The sequence below is a fragment of the Streptomyces muensis genome (assembly GCF_021474425.1).
Classification (GTDB): Bacteria; Actinomycetota; Actinomycetes; order Streptomycetales; family Streptomycetaceae; genus Streptomyces; species Streptomyces muensis.
In genome coordinates this window covers 1-16,093 of sequence record NZ_JAKEIP010000194.1, presented here as the reverse complement: position 1 = coordinate 16,093, position 16,093 = coordinate 1, and the positions used below count along the sequence as shown (strand labels likewise).

Here is a 16,093-nt window from a genome sequence, read left to right as displayed (position 1 = left end):
GTTCCCCGCTCACCGCACCGGCGAGGAGGCGCCCGAACTCCCGGCCGGTGACCGCGTCGGCATTCGGCTCGTCAAGCGTCCAGCGCGCGGCGTTCGGGCGCCTCCTCGCCTGTGCGGTGAGCGGGGAACGGATCTTCTGCCGGGCTTCGAGGACCGTGAGGTCGCCCGTCCGGAGGCGAGTCACCCGCCCTCCTGCACTGCGAGATCCTCGTCCGCGGCACGGCGGCCCGCCTCTTCTGCGACGACACGCCCGGAAGCGAGGGGATCCGGGATTCCGAGGACCCGGGAAGCTGATGAATGAGTCAGCCACCTGAAGGTTGACTTTCGGCTGATCGAGCCAGAGCATTGCGGAGGTGAGCCCTGTCGAGCATGTCCCCCTCGGGTCGACCACCGCACTCCCCGCCGACCTGGACGAAGCCGCCCACCGCTGTCTCGTCGCCGGATTCGACGGCGCCACGAGCGTGCCGGATCCGCTCAAGGAGCTCATCGACCGCGGCCTCGGCGGGGTCATCCTCTTCACCCGCAACATCCGCGACGCACAGCAGGTGCGCCGGCTCACCGACGAACTGCGCGCGATACGCCCGGACCTCGTCGTCGCCATCGACAACGAGGGCGGCGGCATCGGCCACCTGGTCGCCGCCGGCGCCCCCGACGTCCCCGGCTCCCACGCCCTCGGCGTCGTCGACGATGCGAACCTCACCGCCCGCTGCGCCGACGCGCTCGCCGGACACCTGGCCGGCCTCGGCATCACCGCCTCCTACGCCCCCGTGGCCGACCTCCAGCACCGGCCGGACAACCCGATCGTGCGCACCCGCTCCTTCGGCGCCGACCCCGAACTCGCCGCCCGCCATCTGCGCGCCTGGATCACCGCCACCGAGGCCCGCGGCATAGCCTCCTGCGCCAAGCACTTCCCCGGCCACGGCGGCACCGTCACCGACAGCCACCACGGCATCGCCGTGGACCCCCGGCCGTACGACGAACTCCGCGCCGACCTCGAACCGTTCCGCGCGGCGATCGACGCCGGGGTGCCGATGCTGATGAGCGCCCATGTCGTCTTCGCGGCCCTGGACCCCAACCGCCCCGCCACGCTCAGCCGCCGCGTCCTCGGCGATCTGCTCCGCCACGACCTCGGCTTCGACGGCGTCCTCGTCAGCGACGCCCTGGAGATGAAGGCCATCGCCGACCGGTACGGCGAGGCGGCCGGCGCGCGCATCGCACTGGCCGCCGGCGCGGACCAGGTGATCGTCGCCGTGGCGGACCTGAACGTCACCCTGGGCTGCCGGGACGCCGTCCTCGACGCCCTGCGCACCGGAGTGCTCGCGCAGGAGCGGGTCGAGGAGGCCGCGGGGCGGGTGCGGCGGCTCGCCGAGCGGTACGCGACCCCTGTGCTCGACGTCGCCGACTGGGACCCGGGCGCCGGACCGGAGGCCGCCCGCCGGGCGGTACGGAGCCGGGGCGTGCCGCCCGCCGTGCGCGGCGCCCATGTCGTCGACCTGTTCCCGCCGCCGCACCCCGCGCTCAACTGGGGCGGCGAGGACCTGCTGACCGAGATACGCGCCGTCGACCCCACGTCCACCGGCACGGCGGTCACCGGAGAACCGGCCGACCCCGCCGAACTCGTCGACGGCATCCTGCACCGCTGCGGGTCCGCCGCGCTGGTCGTGGCCACCTGCGACGCCGGACTGCACCCCTGGCAGACCCGCCTGCGGGACGCCCTGCTGGCGCGGCGGCCGGACGCGGTACGGGTGGACACGGGACTGCCGGAGGGCGGCGCGCTGTGCTCGTACGGGCGGGGGCGCGTCAACCTGCGGGCGGTGGCCGAGGTGTTGGCGGGCGTCACCGGCAGCTGACGGCTCAGGACGGCCGTACGACCTCCTTGATCCCCCTGGCCGCCAGATACTCCGCGTCCTCCGCCCGCGCGGCCAGGACGACCGCCGGGCGGCCGCCCTCCGCGCGCATCCGCATCCAGGACTCGAAGTACGCGCCGCCCGGACCGGACACCGAACGGGTGCTCGGCGTGCAGTCCAGGAGCAGGGCGGTGTCGCGGGGGCGAGCCGGGTCCGGGGCCTCGCGCAGGTCGGTGACGGTCTCGGCGAGGGCCTCGGCGATCGGCTTCGCGCGGCCCGTCGAGTCGAACAGGCCCAGGGTGTACTCCAGTTCCGGGAAGTCGGACAGCGACCGGTCCACGTCGTGCGAACACCACCAGGTCACGCCCCACAGCCCCGCGCACCCGGCCGCGTTGCGTACGGTGGCGCGCGCGAAGTCGGGGGCGTCGGCGGCCGGGATGTGGGGTGCGGGGGCGCCGGTCTCCTGGACCCAGACGAGGCGGGCGGGGTCGGTGGCGTACGCCTTGGCCAGCTCGGTGCCGTACTCGGCGAGGTGCCGGACCTGCGGGGAGCGGGGGCCGTAGCGGCGGGCGCAGTCGCCGGAGAACACCCAGGGGTGGACGGTCGTCAGATCGCCCTTGCGGGCCGAGGCCTCGGGGGTGAAGGGGTGGTCGTCGCCGTACCAGGCGGCGTCGTAGGCGGAGTGCGTGACCAGACCGCCGTCGGCGCCGAGTCCGTCGCGGGCGGCCGCCAGGAGGGTGTCGAGGTAGTGGTCGACCTCGTCGGCCGTCACCGGGTTGTGCTCGACCAGGTTGTTGAGCTCGTTGCCGAGCTGCAGGCCGATGAGGTTCGGGCGGCCGGCGAGCGCGCGGCCGAGGGTGCGCAGGAGCGTGGCCTGGGCCTCGACGGCCTCCGGGTCCGTGAAGACGTTGCGGTGGTGCCAGCTGCGGGTCCACTCCGGGTAGAAGTCGAAGCTCGACAGATGGCCCTGGACACCGTCCACCATGACGTCCAGACCGGCCTCGCCGGCCAGGTCGACGAGGTGCGCCAGCTGGTCGACCGCGGCGGTGCGGACGAGGGTGCGGTTGGGCTGGAGCAGCGGCCAGAGGTGGAAGACGCGGACGTGGTCGAGTCCGAGACCGGCGATCCGCTCCAGGTCCTCGCGGGCGCGGGACGGGTCGAAGTCGTGCCAGGAGTGGAACCAGCCGTGGCGGGGCGTGTAGTTGACGCCGAAGCGGAGTGCGTGGATGGGATCCTCCTCGGGCCGGCCCCGCACGGGGCTCGGGTGCCGTCTCTCTTGTCTGGCGCGAATGTATCAACCACCATGGCCGACGATGAATAGTGATTTGAACCAAACCTCGGCCGGACGGGCACCGGCGTACGTCGTCGGCCTCGACGCCGGTGGCACCCGTACGCGTGCCGTCCTCGCGCCGGCACCCGGCGGCGATCCCGAGGGCGAGGGCGTCTCCGGGCCCGGCAACGCCCTGACCGTGCCCGGCGCCCAGCTCACCGAACATCTCGCCGAGGCCCTCGCGCAGGCCGTGCCGCAGGCGCTGCGCGGCCGGGTCGTCGCGGTGGCGGGCGGGTTCGCGGGCGCCTCGCGGACCGCTCCGGACGAGCCCGGCCGGGTCAAGGCGCACGCCGCCCTCACCGTCGCGCTGAGCCGGCTGGGCATGCACCCCGCCTCGGTCGAGATCCACAGCGACATCGAGGCCGCCTTCGCCTCCGCGCCCGGCCATCCCGCCGACGGACTGGCCCTGGTGGCCGGGACCGGCGCCGTCGCGGCACGCATCACCGCACGCGCGTGCACCGCGACCGCGGGCGGCGACGGCTGGCTCCTCGGCGACGACGGCAGCGGCTTCTGGATCGGACGCGAGGCGGTGAGGGTGGCGCTGCGCATGGCGGACGGACGGGGCGGGGCGACGGAACTGGCCGCGTCGGTGGGGAGGGCACTGGAGGTGCCGCAGGACGTACTGCCGAGCGCCGAGGGCTCCTGGACCCGGGCCCGGCGCGAGGCCTACCGCATGCACCTGCTCCCCGCCGTGATGGACCGGCCACCGGTCCAACTGGCCCGGCTCGCCCCGCTCGTCGCCGAAGCCGCCGAACGGCACCACGACGCCGTCGCCGAGGACATCCTCGCGACGGCCGCCGGCCACCTCACCGAGACCGTCCGCGCCCTCGAACCGCGCTCCGGCGAGCGGATCGTCGCGACCGGAGGGCTGCTCGGACCCGGAAGCCCGCTCACCGGCCCCCTCACCGCCCGGCTCCAGCACCTCGGACTCACCCTCGACCGGGTGCCGGACGGCTCCCGCGGAGCGGTGGCCCTCGCACGCCTCGCCATCTGAGGCAGAACCGGCGCCACGACCCGCCACCGCACCAACCGTTCGCACGAAAGGGGACCGGCCGCATGCCGACTCCGGACCACGCGGCCGCGCCCCTCCGGGCCGACCGCCCCCGCTACCTCGATTCCACCGCCCCCGTCGACACCCGCGTCCGCGACCTCCTCTCCCGGATGACCCTGCGCGAGAAGGCCGGTCAGCTCAACCAGCGGATGTACGGCTGGGACGCCTACCGGCGCACCCCCGACGGCGGCTTCGAACTCACCGACGCCCTGTACGCGGAGACCGACCGCTTCGAGGGGCTCGGCGCCCTCTACGGCCTCCAGCGCGCCGACGCCTGGTCCGGCGTCGACCACGGCGACGGGCCCGGCGCCGAGGACGGCGCGGCGCTCGCCGAGCTGGTGCAGCGGCATGTCGTCGAGCGCAGCCGGCTCGGGATTCCCGCGCTGTTCGTCGAGGAGGTCCCGCACGGGCACATGGCGCTGGACGGCACGGTCCTGCCGGCCAACCTGGCCGTCGGTGCCACCTGGGACCCCGGGCTGTACGAACGCGCCGCCGCCCACGCCGCCGCCGAACTGCGGGCCCGCGGCGGCCACGTGGCCCTCGTCTCGGCGCTCGACATCGCCTGCGACCCCCGCTGGGGCCGCACCGAGGAGTGCTTCGGGGAGGACCCCTACCTCGCCGCCCGGTTCACGGAGGCCGTCGTACGCGGCATGCAGGGCGAGCCCGCCGAGTACTTCGCCGCCGACAAGGCCCCGGTCGTCCTCAAGCACTTCGCCGGACAGGGCGCCACCGTCGGCGGCCGCAACTCCGCCGAGTCCGAACTGGGCCCGCGGGAGTTGCACGAGATCCACCTCCCGGCCGCCCGCGCGGGCGTGCGCGCCGGGGCCGCCGCCGTCATGGCCGCGTACAACGAGGTGGACGGAATGCCCTGCTGCGGGAACCGGGCGCTGCTCACCGAACTCCTCAGGGAACGCTGGGGGTTCGAGGGCCTGGTGATGGCCGACGGCCTCGCGGTGGACAGGCTGGCCAGGATCACCGGCGACAAGGTGTCCGCGGGCGCCCTCGCGCTCGACGCCGGTGTCGATCTGAGCCTCTGGGACGAGGGCTTCACGCACCTGGAGGAGGCGGTCGAGCTGGGTCTGGTCGCCGAGGAGGTCCTCGACACCGCGGTCGCCCGGGTGCTGCGACTCAAGTTCCGGCTGGGACTGTTCGACCGCCAGGGCGCGACCGCTTCCTTCCCCGACCACGGCCGGGAGCTGAGCACCGCCGTCGCCCGTGCCGCGGTGACTCTCCTCCACAACGACGGCGGGGCCCTGCCCCTGTCGGCGTCCGTCTCCCGGATCGCCGTCCTCGGCCCCCAATCCGCCACCCCCGCACACCAGTTGGGCGACTACACCGCACCGCAACGCCCCGGCACGGGAGCGAGCGTGCTCGACGGGCTACGGCGGCTCGCCCCGCCCGGCCTCGAGATACGCCACGCCGTCGGCTGCGCCCTCACCGGCGACGACCTCTCCGGCATCCCCGAGGCGGTCGCGGCGGCCGCCGCCTCCGACCTGGCCGTGCTGGTGCTGGGCGGCAGCAGCGCGCGTACGCCCGACACGGAGTTCGACGCCAACGGGGCCGCGCGGAGGGTCGTCTCCGAGATGACCTGCGGCGAGGGCGTCGACCTGGCCGGACTCGGGCTCGGCAGGGCCCAGAACGCGCTGCTGGAGGCCGTCGTCGCGACCGGAACGCCGAGCGTGGTCGTACTGGTCCAGGGCCGGCCGCACGTCGTCCCCGCCACCGGGGCCGCTGCCCTGCTCACCGCCTGGTACCCGGGCCCGTGGGGCGGCGACGCGCTCGCCGAGGTGCTGCTCGGGCTCGCCGAACCGGCAGGCCGGCTGCCGGTCTCGGTGCCGCGCTCCGCGGCCCAGCTCCCCGTCTACTACAACCACAAGGACACCGAGTACGGCGGCTATGTGGACGAGGACGCCGAGCCGCTGTACTCCTTCGGGCACGGGCTCTCGTACACGAGCTTCGCCTACGGCCCGCCGCGGCTGTCCGGGCACACCGTCGAGGCCGACATCACCAACACCGGCCGGCGCCGGGGCCGTTCCGTCGCCCAGCTGTACCTGCGGCGGCTGCGCACCCCCGTGTGGCCGCGCACGCTGGAGCTGTGCGGCTTCCGGGCGGTCGACCTGGCGCCGGGCGAGACCCGCACGGTGGCGTTCCCGCTCGGCGCCGACCTGCCCGGCCGGGGCACGGTGGTCGAGTTCCGGGTCGCTGAATCAGCGCGGGCGGCCCTGGGCGCCGTACCGACTCAGAGCTTCACGGCCCCCGACGAGACCCCCTTGTAGAACCACCGCTGGGTGATCACGAACAGCACCAGCACCGGGATCACGGAGATCACGGACCCGGCCATGACCATCCGCTGGTCGTAGCCGAACGACGACGTCTGCAGCCGGGCCAGACCCAGCGTCAGCGTGAAGTGCTCCTCGGAGCGCAGCACGATCAGCGGCCAGAGGAAGTCGTCCCAGGCGCTGATGAAGGTGTTGATGGTGACGACCAGGATCGCGCCGTACGCGGAGGGCAGGTACAGATGGCGGAACCGCTTCCACTCGCCCGCGCCGTCCAGCATCGCCGCGTCCTCGATCTCGCGCGGCACGGCGAGGAACGCGGCCCGCATGATGAGGACGTTGATCGCGGCGACGAAGCCGGGCAGCCAGACGCCGACCAGGTTGTCGACCAGGCCCATGTCGCGGACGCTCAGGAACAGCGACACCATGATCGACTCGAAGGGGAACATCATGGACGCCATCAGCAGCACCCACACCAGTCCCCGGCCCTTCCAGGCGGGCTTGGAGAGCATGTAGCCGGCCATGGTGGAGAAGACCAGCTGACTGGTGATCGAGATGACCGCGACGAACAGGCTGTTCCTGATGTACGTCCACACCGGGACCTGGGCGAAGACCTCGCGGTAGGCCCGCAGCGTCGGGTGGTGCGGAATCAGGGAGGCGCCCGCCCCGAAGACGTCCTCGCCCGCGCCCTTCAGGGACGACAGCACCTGCCACAGCAACGGGCCGACCGTGATGAACAGCACGAAGACCAACAGCAGGTAACGGACGACGAGTTCACGAGGGCGGCCGTAGTCCCGCCAGCGCGGCGTCAGGCGCCTGCGCTTCTCCACCGCCGTGGTCATGCCTCGTCCTCCTTCGTCAGGCGCTGCGCGAGCAGCGTCAGGCCCAGGGTGAGCGCGAACAGGGCGACGCTGACCGCCGCGCCGTAGCCGGCGTTGCCGGTGAGCGGGTCGAGGCCGACGTCCCGGATGTAGAAGGGGAGCGTGCGGTCGGCGCCGCCGGGCCCGCCGGTGGCACCGCCGAGCATGTAGATCTCGGTGAAGACGCGCAGCGAGCCGATGCCGGTGAGGGTGCCGACCAGCATCATCGAGGTGCGTACACCCGGCACGGTGACGTGCCAGAAGCGGCGTACCGCACCGGCGCCGTCCACGGCCGCCGCCTCGTGGAGCTCGCGGGGCACGTTTCCGAGCGCGGCCAGATAGAAGATCATGTACCAGCCGAGGCCCTTCCACAGCGTCAGGCCCATCGCGGAGAGCAGGATCAGCCACGAGTCGGACAGGAAGGGGATGGCGCCGCGGATGAGGTGCGCCTTCTCCAGCCAGGTGTTGACCAGGCCCTGGTCGCTCAGCAGCCACTGCCAGCTCAGGCCGACGACCACGGACGAGGCGAGGACCGGGGTGTAGAAGGCGGAGCGGAAGAAGCCGATCCCCGGGAGGTTCTTCTCCACCAGGACCGCCAGCAGCAGCGGCAGCAGGACCATCAGCGGGACGACGATCAGCGCGTACAGGACGCTGTTGCGGGTCGCCAGCCAGAAGTCCGAATCCCCCAGCATCCGCGTGTAGTTGTCCAGGCCCACCAGGTTGTACGCGCCGCCGAGCGGCTTGGCGTCGGTGAAGGACACCAGGATCGTGTTGAGGAACGGGAACACCCCGAAGACCGTCGTGCCGACGATCGCCGGGAGCATCCACAGCCAGGGCAGCCACCAGCGGCGGTAGAGCGCCGCGCCCCCCGCGTCCGCCGTCGGGCCGGGCGTGACGGAGCGGAGGACGCGGCGCAGGCGCCCCGGCGGTTCGGGTACGGAGCCGGGGCGGGGGGCGCCCGCCCCGAGGGGAGCGGGAACGGGCGCCTGGTCCACAGTGTGCTGAGCCATCGTCAGCTGCCCTGCTCGATCAGCTCGTTGCCCTTGGCCTGCGCGTCCTTCAGAGCGTCCTCGGCGCTCTTCTTGCCCTGCATGGCCAGCTGGATCTGGGCCGATATGGCGTTCAGCTCGCCCGGTGTGAGGGCGATCTCGTCGGCCGTGGCGGTCTTGCGGTCACTGGCGACGATCTTGCGGGCCTCGGCGAACGGGTCGGTGCCCTTGACCGACTGGAAGAACGGGTCGTCCAGGGAGGCCGTGGTCGACGGGAAGATGACCACGTTCGGGTCCTTCGCCCACTCCAGCTGGTTCTTCGCGTTGGTCAGGAAGCGCGCGAAGGCGAGTGCGGTCACCGCGTTCTTGCTGGTGGAGGCGGTGCCGATGTACTGCGGGGCGCCGACGGTGTGGCCGAGGTCGTCCAGCATGAAGCGGGCGACGCCGGTCTTCTTGTAGACGGTCGGGTTGTTCTGCTGGATGAACCGCAGGAAGTTGGGGTTGGTGGGGCCGTAGACCAGCTTGCCCTGGCCGTAGACGTTGGCCGGGTCCTGGGTGGAGGACAGGGAGTCCCGGGGCATCCCGCCGGCCTTGTAGAGCTTGGTCATCGCCTCGACCCACTGCACGGTCCTCGGGTCGTCGGCGAAGGTGAAGGACTTGCCGTCGGCGGAGAAGACCTTGATGCCCATCTGCTGCCAGTCGGCCGGGATGCGCAGGTGCGGGTTGGCGAGGAAGGCGTGGTACTTGCCGCCGGAGGCCTTGGCCACCTTCTCCGCGTCGGCGAACAGCCCGAGGACGGTCGTCGGAGGTTTGGCCGGGTCCAGACCCGCCTTCTTCATCAGCTCGGTGTTGTAGGTCTGCACGATGCCGCCGGAGTACCAGGGCAGCACGCTGTGCACCTTGGTGCCGGAGGCGTCCGCGTAGAGGCTCGACTTCCACAGCGCCGGGACGAACGGCTCGCCCGCGTCCGGCGCCTTCTTGTCCAGGTCGATCAGATAGCCGTTCTTGGTGAGCGCGATGGCCGTGTTGACGTTGATGTTCACCACGTCCGGCAGCGTGCAGCCCTGCGCGTCGGCGACCAGGCGCTGGGTGAAGGTGGCGTCTCCCGGGTCGTCGATCCACTTCACCTCGGTGCCCGGGTGCTCCTTCTCGAAGGCGGCGATGACGCCGTTGAAGTAGTCACCGAAGTCTTTCTTCAGGTTGGTCGTCTGGAAGGTGATGTCGCCCTTGACGTCCCCCGTGAGCGCGCCGGATCCGACGTTCGCCTTGTCGACCTTGCAGCCGCCGGCCGTGGCCTCGCCGTCGTCGGAGCCGCCGGAGAGGCCGCAGCCGGCGGCCGCGAGTGCCAGGGCGAGGAAACATGCCAGGGATCCGGGAAGTCTGCTTGCGCGCATGGGTGCCCTCCTGCGGCCGGCCGGGCCGGCTGGTTCGCTGGTGTCAGCTGGCTAGCTGCTGGTTCAAATCACCAACTTGGACTCTGATTGATGAAAAGGTGGACCAGAATTCATCGGAGGTCAATGGGTTGCCGGGTTGCTTTTACGTTCCGTTCAGTGGCGGTGTTCGTGGTCCGGGTGGGACGGGTCGCCCGGGTGCTCGTGGCCCGGGGCGTACTCGACGCCGGTGCGGGCTTGGTCCAGCCAGGCGAAGAACGCCCAGCGGGCTGCCGCCTCGCGTAGCTCGCGCTCTATGCCGGGGCGCGTGCGTTCGTAGGGCAGGAAGTCGGCGGGTGTGGTCGCTGGGTCGTAGGGGTCTACGCCGCGGCTGAGGGCGCTCGGGGTCAGGTAGCGGTCCCGGTTGCGGTCGTAGTAGTCCCTTATCGCCGTCTCGGGGATGTGCTGCTCGGATTCCAGGTGGGTGAGCAGGGTGCGGGCGGCGGGGGAGTGGGCGAGGGCGACGGCGATGATGCTGCCGAGGTCGGCTACGGTGCGCTCCGCGGGTGGGGTGGTGAGGGGTTGTTCGGCGGGTGCGGCGCCGTTGTGGCTGGTCGCGCCCCGCGGCGGAGCCGCAAGTCGATACAGCCCCGCGCCCCTTAGCAGCGTTGCCAAACCGCGTGCTTTGCATGCCTGTTGGGCCAGTTCGTCGATCACCAGCACCTGGGTTGCCCAGCGGCGGCGTTGGCGTTCGGCTCTGGCGAGGGACTCGGGGCGGGTCTCGGGGTCGCGGGCCGGGACTGCTTCGAGGAAGGCGTCCACGCGGGCCTTGGGGATTGGGTGGCCGTGCACCGAGGCCGCATGCTCCCTCATTCCGTCACCTCCAGCACGACCGCCTCCGTGTAAGCGACGCACCCGTGCCAGCCGGCCTTCGCCATCAGCCAGTACGAACCCGGGGGCACCGCGTCGGCGTGCACCTCGATCACGCACTCCGCCTGTTCGCCTCCGGCCACCGTGAAGCCCTGGGTGCCTGGCGTCACTCCCGCCCAGGTTCCCCATGAGGAGACCGCCCACAGGGTGCCGTTGATCGGGCCCCGGGTGGTGTTGCGCAGGGTCACGGGGACGCGGGCCCGTTCGCCGGGCCGTACGGTGACTCGCTCGACTCCCAGCTCAGTCAAGAGCGTTGGCCCTCTGTGGCCGTCCGGCACATCCAGGGCCACCACGTCCTCGTACGTCTGACCGCCGTACGACAGCCGGGCGGCGAGCCAGTGGCGGCCCGGCTCGGCGGCGGATGGTGGGGTGACCGTGGCCTCGGTGAGCGTGAACCCGCCGGGGGCGAGCGCGTACGGAAGTTCGGGCGGCTCGACGGACCAGCCGGGTGGGACGTGCAGGCTCACCGTGCCCGAGACCGGTGCGTCGGTCAGCTCCGAGGAGACCCGGACCGTCGCCGTGACCGGGCCGTCGGAGACGGTGAGGGTGGTCGGGGAGACGTACACCGCGACCGGCATGTTGCCGCGCGGGGCCGGGCCGGAGTTGTGCAGCCAGTAGCGGGTGGGGACGGGCTGGGCGGGCTCGTGGGCGGCGATGCCCTGGCCGGGTGCCGTCGACGTGTCCGTCGTGGCGAGGACGGACGCCACTTCGAAGCCGGTCAGGTCGACGTCGAGTGCGCCCTGGGCGAGGAGTGTCAGCGGCTCTCCCCGCCTTTCCAGTACGTCCGCCCGCGCACCGTCCCGCCATTCCCGCGGCCCGCGCACTCGCGCCCGCACGGGCCGGCCGTTCACCTCGTGCATCCGGATGACGACCCCGCTCCCGGGGCCCGCCGGCGCCGCGCTTCCCCGGGCCAGCGGCGACCCCGCCGGTTTGAGCGCGTCGAGCAGCACCTCCCCGGGCGGCTCCAGGCCCAGCAACGCGGTCCTCCTCGGCAGTACGGCGTCCTCGGCCGCCGTGCGCCGCAGCCGTGCCGTCAGCGGGTGGTTGAAGGCGTGGCCCGCCTGCGGAAGCCGCAGCTCGCGCCAGTCGCCCGCGCCCGCGACGACGGCGTACTCGAAGGTGTGGGACCAGCGCTGGAGCTGGAAGGCGGAGCCGTCGGGTGCCGTGCGGCGGGGCGGGTCCACCCAGATGCCGGACGGCCAGCCCGTGCAGGAGCGCATCAGCGACATGTAGAGGTCGCCGGAGGAGGTCACCACACAGCCGGGTGTGCCACGGTTCAGGACCGCGAAGCTGCGGCCGTCCCAGGCGTCCCCGGGCGGCAGCGCCTCGCCGCCGCCCGCCGCCGTGGCCCTCAGGACGGCGTCCTCCAGGTCGGCGATCAGCGCGTCGACCGCCTTGGCGTCGTCCTCGGGTCGGGCGCCCGCCACCACGAGCAGCGGCAGCCGCTCCAGGTCGCGCAGGTCGGCGCCGGGCACCCACTCCTCCCGCAGCGAGGCGCGCGGCGCGACCCATACGGCGGCCACCGAGCGTTCGGCGAGCTGGCGGCGCAGCTCCCGGCCGGCCGCCGGGTCCCAGCCGAGGGCCTCGGCGACCAGCGAGTTGCGCTCGGGAGCGCCCACCGCGATCCGGATGTCCGGCAGGTTGGAGTCGACCTCCAGATCGCCGTAGCGCGGGCCCCCGGCGATCGTCGAGGTCGCCGTCACGCCCACGCGCACCAGGGCCGCCGCGAGCGCCGTGCCCAGCTCACCGGCCTCGTCCCAGGAGGTGTACACCAACTCGGCGACACCGATGGACCGTTCGCCGAGCGGCCGGCCGGAGCCGTCCTCGACCGCGACCCGGGCGGTGGAGCCGAGCCCGAACCAGGTGTTGGCCGGGTTGTCCAGCGTCCACGGGAACTCCTCGCTGTCCACGTCCACGAACCCGAACCCGCGTCCGATCACCGCGTCCGCCACCTCGTGCACCGGCAGCCCGCCGCGCACGTCGGAGGGCCAGCGGACCCGGATCAGGCGGTCGGCGCCGTCGTAGCCGTCGACGGTCGTCGTGAGGTCGAGGCGGTCGACGCCCTTCCAGAGGGTCAGGCGCTGGGTGTAGCGGAAGAGGCCCAGGTCGGCGCGGACGGTGATCCGGGAGCCGGCGGGGGAGTGCTCGACGTCGACGTCCGCCGTGACGTCCCGGCTGCGGGCGGCGGTCGTGCCGGTCGGCGTGAGGTGCCAGGGGCCCTCGCCGAAGCGCGGGTGGCGCGGGTACTCCTCCTGCACGACCAGCTCGTTGCCGATGTCGCCGGGGCGCAGGAGTTCCCGGCCGGCCTCCGTCAGGGCCCGCAGGCCGCTGACGGCGCCGCCGCGCGCGGGATCGACCGTCACCTCGTAGAACTCGTTGCGGATCGACGTGCCCTCGCCCGGCGTCCACTCGGGGACCGTCCCTTCGGCGAGCGGGAGCGCCTTGAGGCCCATGCCGGGCACCTCCGGGACGACGACCCGGAGTTCGCCGTCCTCCCGTACGGCGGGCAGGGGCAGACCGGTGTCGTCCAGCGGGACGAGACCGGGGTCCGCCACGGCCAGCACGTCCCGGCGCTCCCAGGTCGCCGCGTTGAAGACCACCAGGTCCGGTGTGCCGCCCGGGAGTTGGGCGACCCTGCCGGCCAGCGCGTCGGTCGCGTCCGCGTGCACGGCCTCGGCGAGGTCGTACAGCTCCCGCCAGCCGGTGACCAGGTCGATGTAGACCTGGTCGGACTCCGAGCCGGTGATGGCGTCGTGGTGGGCGCCGTAGATCAGCTGCCGCCAGGCCTTGTCGAGCGCCGCGTCCGGGTAGGGGTGCCCGGCGACCAGCGAGGCGAGCGTCGCCCAGGCCTCCGCGTCGGCGAGCAGCGTCTCGCCGTACCGCTGGGCCTGCTTGGTGTCGATGTAGGAGACGTCCTTGCCGGTGTAGACCGGGTTCATGTCCCGCGTCTGCGGGGAGGCCTTGCGGCCCTCCGCCTCCAGCTGCGCGCGTACGGCGGCGAAGAAGTCCCTCGGGACGCCGCTGATGAAGCGCGGCCAGACGTAACGGGTGTTCCAGTCCCGGTGGATGCCCATCACCCAGCGGCACGGCGGCGCGTAGTCACCGCCGACCGGGAGCAGGACGTTACGGGTGAGCGCGACCTGCTTCAGCCCCTTGAAGAGCTTGAGCGCGGCCGCCTCCGCCTCGGGGAGGGTCGGGGCGTTGTCGATCGCCCAGCCGGCGCCGTAGTGGTTGACCATGTACGCGGTGAGCAGCCCGCGCCCGGAGGGGGCGATCCAGCTGAACTCCGCCGGGAACTGCATCCGGTTCGGATCGCGCGGCTCCTCGCCGAACACGGAGAGGGTCGGCCCCCACTGGTGGAACGGCCCGCGCGCCCAGGAGCTGGAGCTGACCCCGGCGTCCGCCATCAGCCCGGGGAACTGCGGATCGTGCCCGAACGCGTCCAGCTGCCAGGCCGTCTCCGGCTTCGCGCCCATGATCCCGCGCTGGAACCCGTCGCCGTACAGGGCGTTGCGTACGGTCGCCTCGGCGCCGGTGAGGTTGGTGTTCGGCTCGTTGTAGGTGCCGCCCATGATCTCGACGCGGCCGGTGCGGATCAGCTGCCGCAGGAAGGCGCGCTCCTCCGGGAAGGCGTCCCAGTAGGGCTTGAGGTAGTCGACCTCCGCGAGCACGAAGGTGTACGCCGGGTCGCGCCGGGCCAGATCGCAGTGGGCGCGGACGAGGCTCATCCCGGACTGGCCGCGCGAGTCGAGGGTGCGGGCGGGCAGTCCGGTGCCGGCCGGGTCGTCGGCGACGTCCCAGGTCTCGGTGTAGGCGGCCTGGGTGTTCCACCAGACGGGGTCGTAGTGGAAGTGGCTGACCATGAACATGGTCCAGCCGGGCTCGGCGGCCGTGAACGCGGCGGACTGCTCCGCCCTGGCGGCCGGGTCACCGGTGTCCTCGGCCGTGACCCTGATGTGGGTACGGTCGCCGGGGGCCAGGTCGGTCGTCACCGGTATCTCGGCGCGTACCGTGCCGTCGTCCTCCGCGGTCGCCTCGGCGGTGCCGTGGACACCCGGGCCCTCGACGGTGAGGCGGACCGTACGGCCGGGGGCCTCGCCGATCTCCACGGCCACCACCTGCAGCGGATGGTCCTCGGTACCGACGAAGAGCTCGGTCGACTCGACAGAGATGACGCGCATGGGGCTCCTACGAGTGCTCGTGGGGAGCCCCATCCTGGCGCAACGGGATGATTCAAACAACCACCTTCCTGTCGATCAGGTGGTTGATCCATACATCCCGTGCCGGTTCAGCGAGCCCGGCGGTTCTTCACCGCGTGCCGCGGCGTGATGTGGTCCGTCAGGGCGAGCGAGGCGCTGGCGCGCTGGTAGGAGACCTGGCCGACCCGGACGTAGAGACAGTCGACGATCATCAGCACGGAGTGCCGGCCGCCGATGCTGCCGGTGCGGAAGCTGGTCTCGGAGGTGGCCGAGATCAGCCGGATGTCGGCGGCCTTGGCCAGCGGTGAGCGTGGGTCGGTGGTGATGGCGATGGTGGTGGCGCCGCGCTCCTTGGCCATCTCGAACGGTTCGAGGGTCTCGCGCGTGGCACCCGAGTGTGAGATGCCGATGGCCACGTCGGCCGGGGTGAGCAGGGCGGCGGAGGTGGCCGCGCCGTGCACCTCGGTCCAGCCGCGGACCTGGCAGCCGATGCGGAACAGCCGCGTCTCCGTCTCCTGGGCCACCGCGCCGCTGCCGCCGACGCCGTACACGTCGATACGGCGGGCGCGGGCCAGGGCCTGGGCCGCGCGCTCCAGGGCGTCGAGGTCGATCCGCTCGATGGTCTGCTGGATCGCGCGCAGGTCCGCGCTGCCGACGACCTGGACGACCCGCTCCAGGCTGTCGTCCGGCGAGATGTCGGGGCCGATCTCGGCGCTGCCCCAGTCGGAGACCTCGCCGCGGCCGCGCTCCTGGGCCAGTTCGATGAGCAGATGCTGGTAGGAGTCGAGCCCGATGGCCCGGCAGAACCGGGTCACCGTCGCCTGGGAGGTGCCGGTGCGGCGGCCCAGTTCGGCGGCCGAGCAGTGGGTGACGGCGGCCGGATCCTCCAGGATCAGCTCGCCTACCTTGCGCAGGGATCCGGCCAGCCGGGGAAGTTCGGTGCGGATCAGTGTGGTGACGTCCGTCGGGGGCATGGAGAGAAGGTATCAGCCACCGTTTGTGTGGCTACTTGAATACCAGGACCGAGATGGGCGGTCGAGGGCCGAGACCGCGGGCTCATTGCCCCCGCCGCCCGGCGTGTGATTTATTGATTCATCGATGGAGTAGTGCAGGGTGGTTCAATCCACCAGTGGGGAGTGAAGGCGTGTCCGACGAGTCTGTGAGCGCCCGGCGCTTCGTCCGCGAGAGCATGGCCGTCCTCGACCGCCTGACCGGGTCCGCCCGCGAAGACGTGGCCCGCG

General features: G+C 72.5%; 11 protein-coding genes. 3 read left to right on the top strand and 8 right to left on the bottom strand.

The window, feature by feature from the left end; translation table 11 throughout:
* Window positions 1-184, bottom strand: a 184-nt coding sequence (locus L0P92_RS32160; RefSeq protein ID WP_234766581.1) for a hypothetical protein, incomplete at its 3' end; no start/stop codon positions are given.
* 169 nt (window positions 185-353) lie between these two features.
* Here L0P92_RS32160 and L0P92_RS32155 point away from each other — a divergent pair.
* Window positions 354-1,850, top strand: coding sequence for a glycoside hydrolase family 3 N-terminal domain-containing protein (locus L0P92_RS32155; RefSeq protein ID WP_234766580.1), 1,497 nt, complete (start codon window positions 354-356; stop codon window positions 1,848-1,850).
* A gap of 4 nt (window positions 1,851-1,854) precedes the next feature.
* On the opposite strand, the gene L0P92_RS32150 is transcribed toward L0P92_RS32155, so the two are convergent.
* Window positions 1,855-3,102 (bottom strand): glycoside hydrolase 5 family protein, encoded by a 1,248-nt coding sequence (locus L0P92_RS32150; protein ID WP_234766579.1) that lies wholly within the window; start codon window positions 3,100-3,102, stop codon window positions 1,855-1,857.
* Window positions 3,103-3,160: 58 nt separating this feature from the next.
* On the opposite strand from L0P92_RS32150, the gene L0P92_RS32145 reads away from it, so the two are divergent.
* Window positions 3,161-4,171, top strand: a complete 1,011-nt coding sequence (locus tag L0P92_RS32145) for an N-acetylglucosamine kinase (protein ID WP_372497364.1) — start codon at window positions 3,161-3,163, stop codon at window positions 4,169-4,171.
* 62 nt (window positions 4,172-4,233) lie between these two features.
* Complete coding sequence (locus L0P92_RS32140) at window positions 4,234-6,504, top strand: glycoside hydrolase family 3 N-terminal domain-containing protein (RefSeq protein ID WP_372497363.1); 2,271 nt, start codon at window positions 4,234-4,236, stop codon at window positions 6,502-6,504.
* On the opposite strand, the gene L0P92_RS32135 is transcribed toward L0P92_RS32140, so the two are convergent.
* The 6 genes from L0P92_RS32135 to L0P92_RS32110 all read right to left on the bottom strand — a co-directional run bounded on the left by L0P92_RS32135 (window position 6,468) and on the right by L0P92_RS32110 (window position 15,826).
* Window positions 6,468-7,346 carry a carbohydrate ABC transporter permease gene (locus tag L0P92_RS32135; protein ID WP_234766577.1) on the bottom strand — a complete coding sequence of 293 codons (879 nt, stop codon included), beginning with the start codon at window positions 7,344-7,346 and terminating at the stop codon, window positions 6,468-6,470. The two genes, L0P92_RS32140 and L0P92_RS32135, sit on opposite strands and share 37 nt — an antisense overlap.
* Window positions 7,343-8,374, bottom strand: coding sequence for a carbohydrate ABC transporter permease (locus L0P92_RS32130; RefSeq protein ID WP_234766576.1), 1,032 nt, complete (start codon window positions 8,372-8,374; stop codon window positions 7,343-7,345). Before L0P92_RS32130 ends, L0P92_RS32135 begins: the two co-directional genes overlap by 4 nt.
* Before the next feature lie 2 nt (window positions 8,375-8,376).
* On the bottom strand, window positions 8,377-9,747 hold the full coding sequence (locus tag L0P92_RS32125) for an extracellular solute-binding protein (RefSeq protein WP_234766575.1): 1,371 nt from the start codon (window positions 9,745-9,747) through the stop codon (window positions 8,377-8,379).
* A gap of 153 nt (window positions 9,748-9,900) precedes the next feature.
* Entirely contained in the window at window positions 9,901-10,596 is a 696-nt protein-coding gene (locus tag L0P92_RS32120; RefSeq protein WP_234766574.1) for a peptidyl-prolyl cis-trans isomerase, read from the bottom strand.
* Complete coding sequence (locus L0P92_RS32115) at window positions 10,593-14,834, bottom strand: glycoside hydrolase family 38 N-terminal domain-containing protein (RefSeq protein WP_234766573.1); 4,242 nt, start codon at window positions 14,832-14,834, stop codon at window positions 10,593-10,595. The genes L0P92_RS32120 and L0P92_RS32115 overlap by 4 nt, the downstream gene beginning before the upstream one ends.
* A 107-nt stretch (window positions 14,835-14,941) precedes the next feature.
* Window positions 14,942-15,826, bottom strand: coding sequence for a MurR/RpiR family transcriptional regulator (locus tag L0P92_RS32110; RefSeq protein ID WP_234766572.1), 885 nt, complete (start codon window positions 15,824-15,826; stop codon window positions 14,942-14,944).
* Window positions 15,827-16,093: the final 267 nt, after the last annotated feature.

Bases quoted from the DNA above. Each gene is read 5' to 3' on its own strand.
- L0P92_RS32145 (WP_372497364.1), top strand. From the start codon at position 3,161: ATGAATAGTGATTTGAACCAAACCTCGGCCGGACGGGCACCGGCGTAC.
- L0P92_RS32140 (WP_372497363.1), top strand. From the start codon at position 4,234: ATGCCGACTCCGGACCACGCGGCCGCGCCCCTCCGGGCCGACCGCCCC.
- L0P92_RS32135 (WP_234766577.1), bottom strand. From the start codon at position 7,346: ATGACCACGGCGGTGGAGAAGCGCAGGCGCCTGACGCCGCGCTGGCGG.
- L0P92_RS32130 (WP_234766576.1), bottom strand. From the start codon at position 8,374: ATGGCTCAGCACACTGTGGACCAGGCGCCCGTTCCCGCTCCCCTCGGG.
- L0P92_RS32125 (WP_234766575.1), bottom strand. From the start codon at position 9,747: ATGCGCGCAAGCAGACTTCCCGGATCCCTGGCATGTTTCCTCGCCCTG.
- L0P92_RS32120 (WP_234766574.1), bottom strand. From the start codon at position 10,596: ATGAGGGAGCATGCGGCCTCGGTGCACGGCCACCCAATCCCCAAGGCC.
- L0P92_RS32115 (WP_234766573.1), bottom strand. From the start codon at position 14,834: ATGCGCGTCATCTCTGTCGAGTCGACCGAGCTCTTCGTCGGTACCGAG.
- L0P92_RS32110 (WP_234766572.1), bottom strand. From the start codon at position 15,826: ATGCCCCCGACGGACGTCACCACACTGATCCGCACCGAACTTCCCCGG.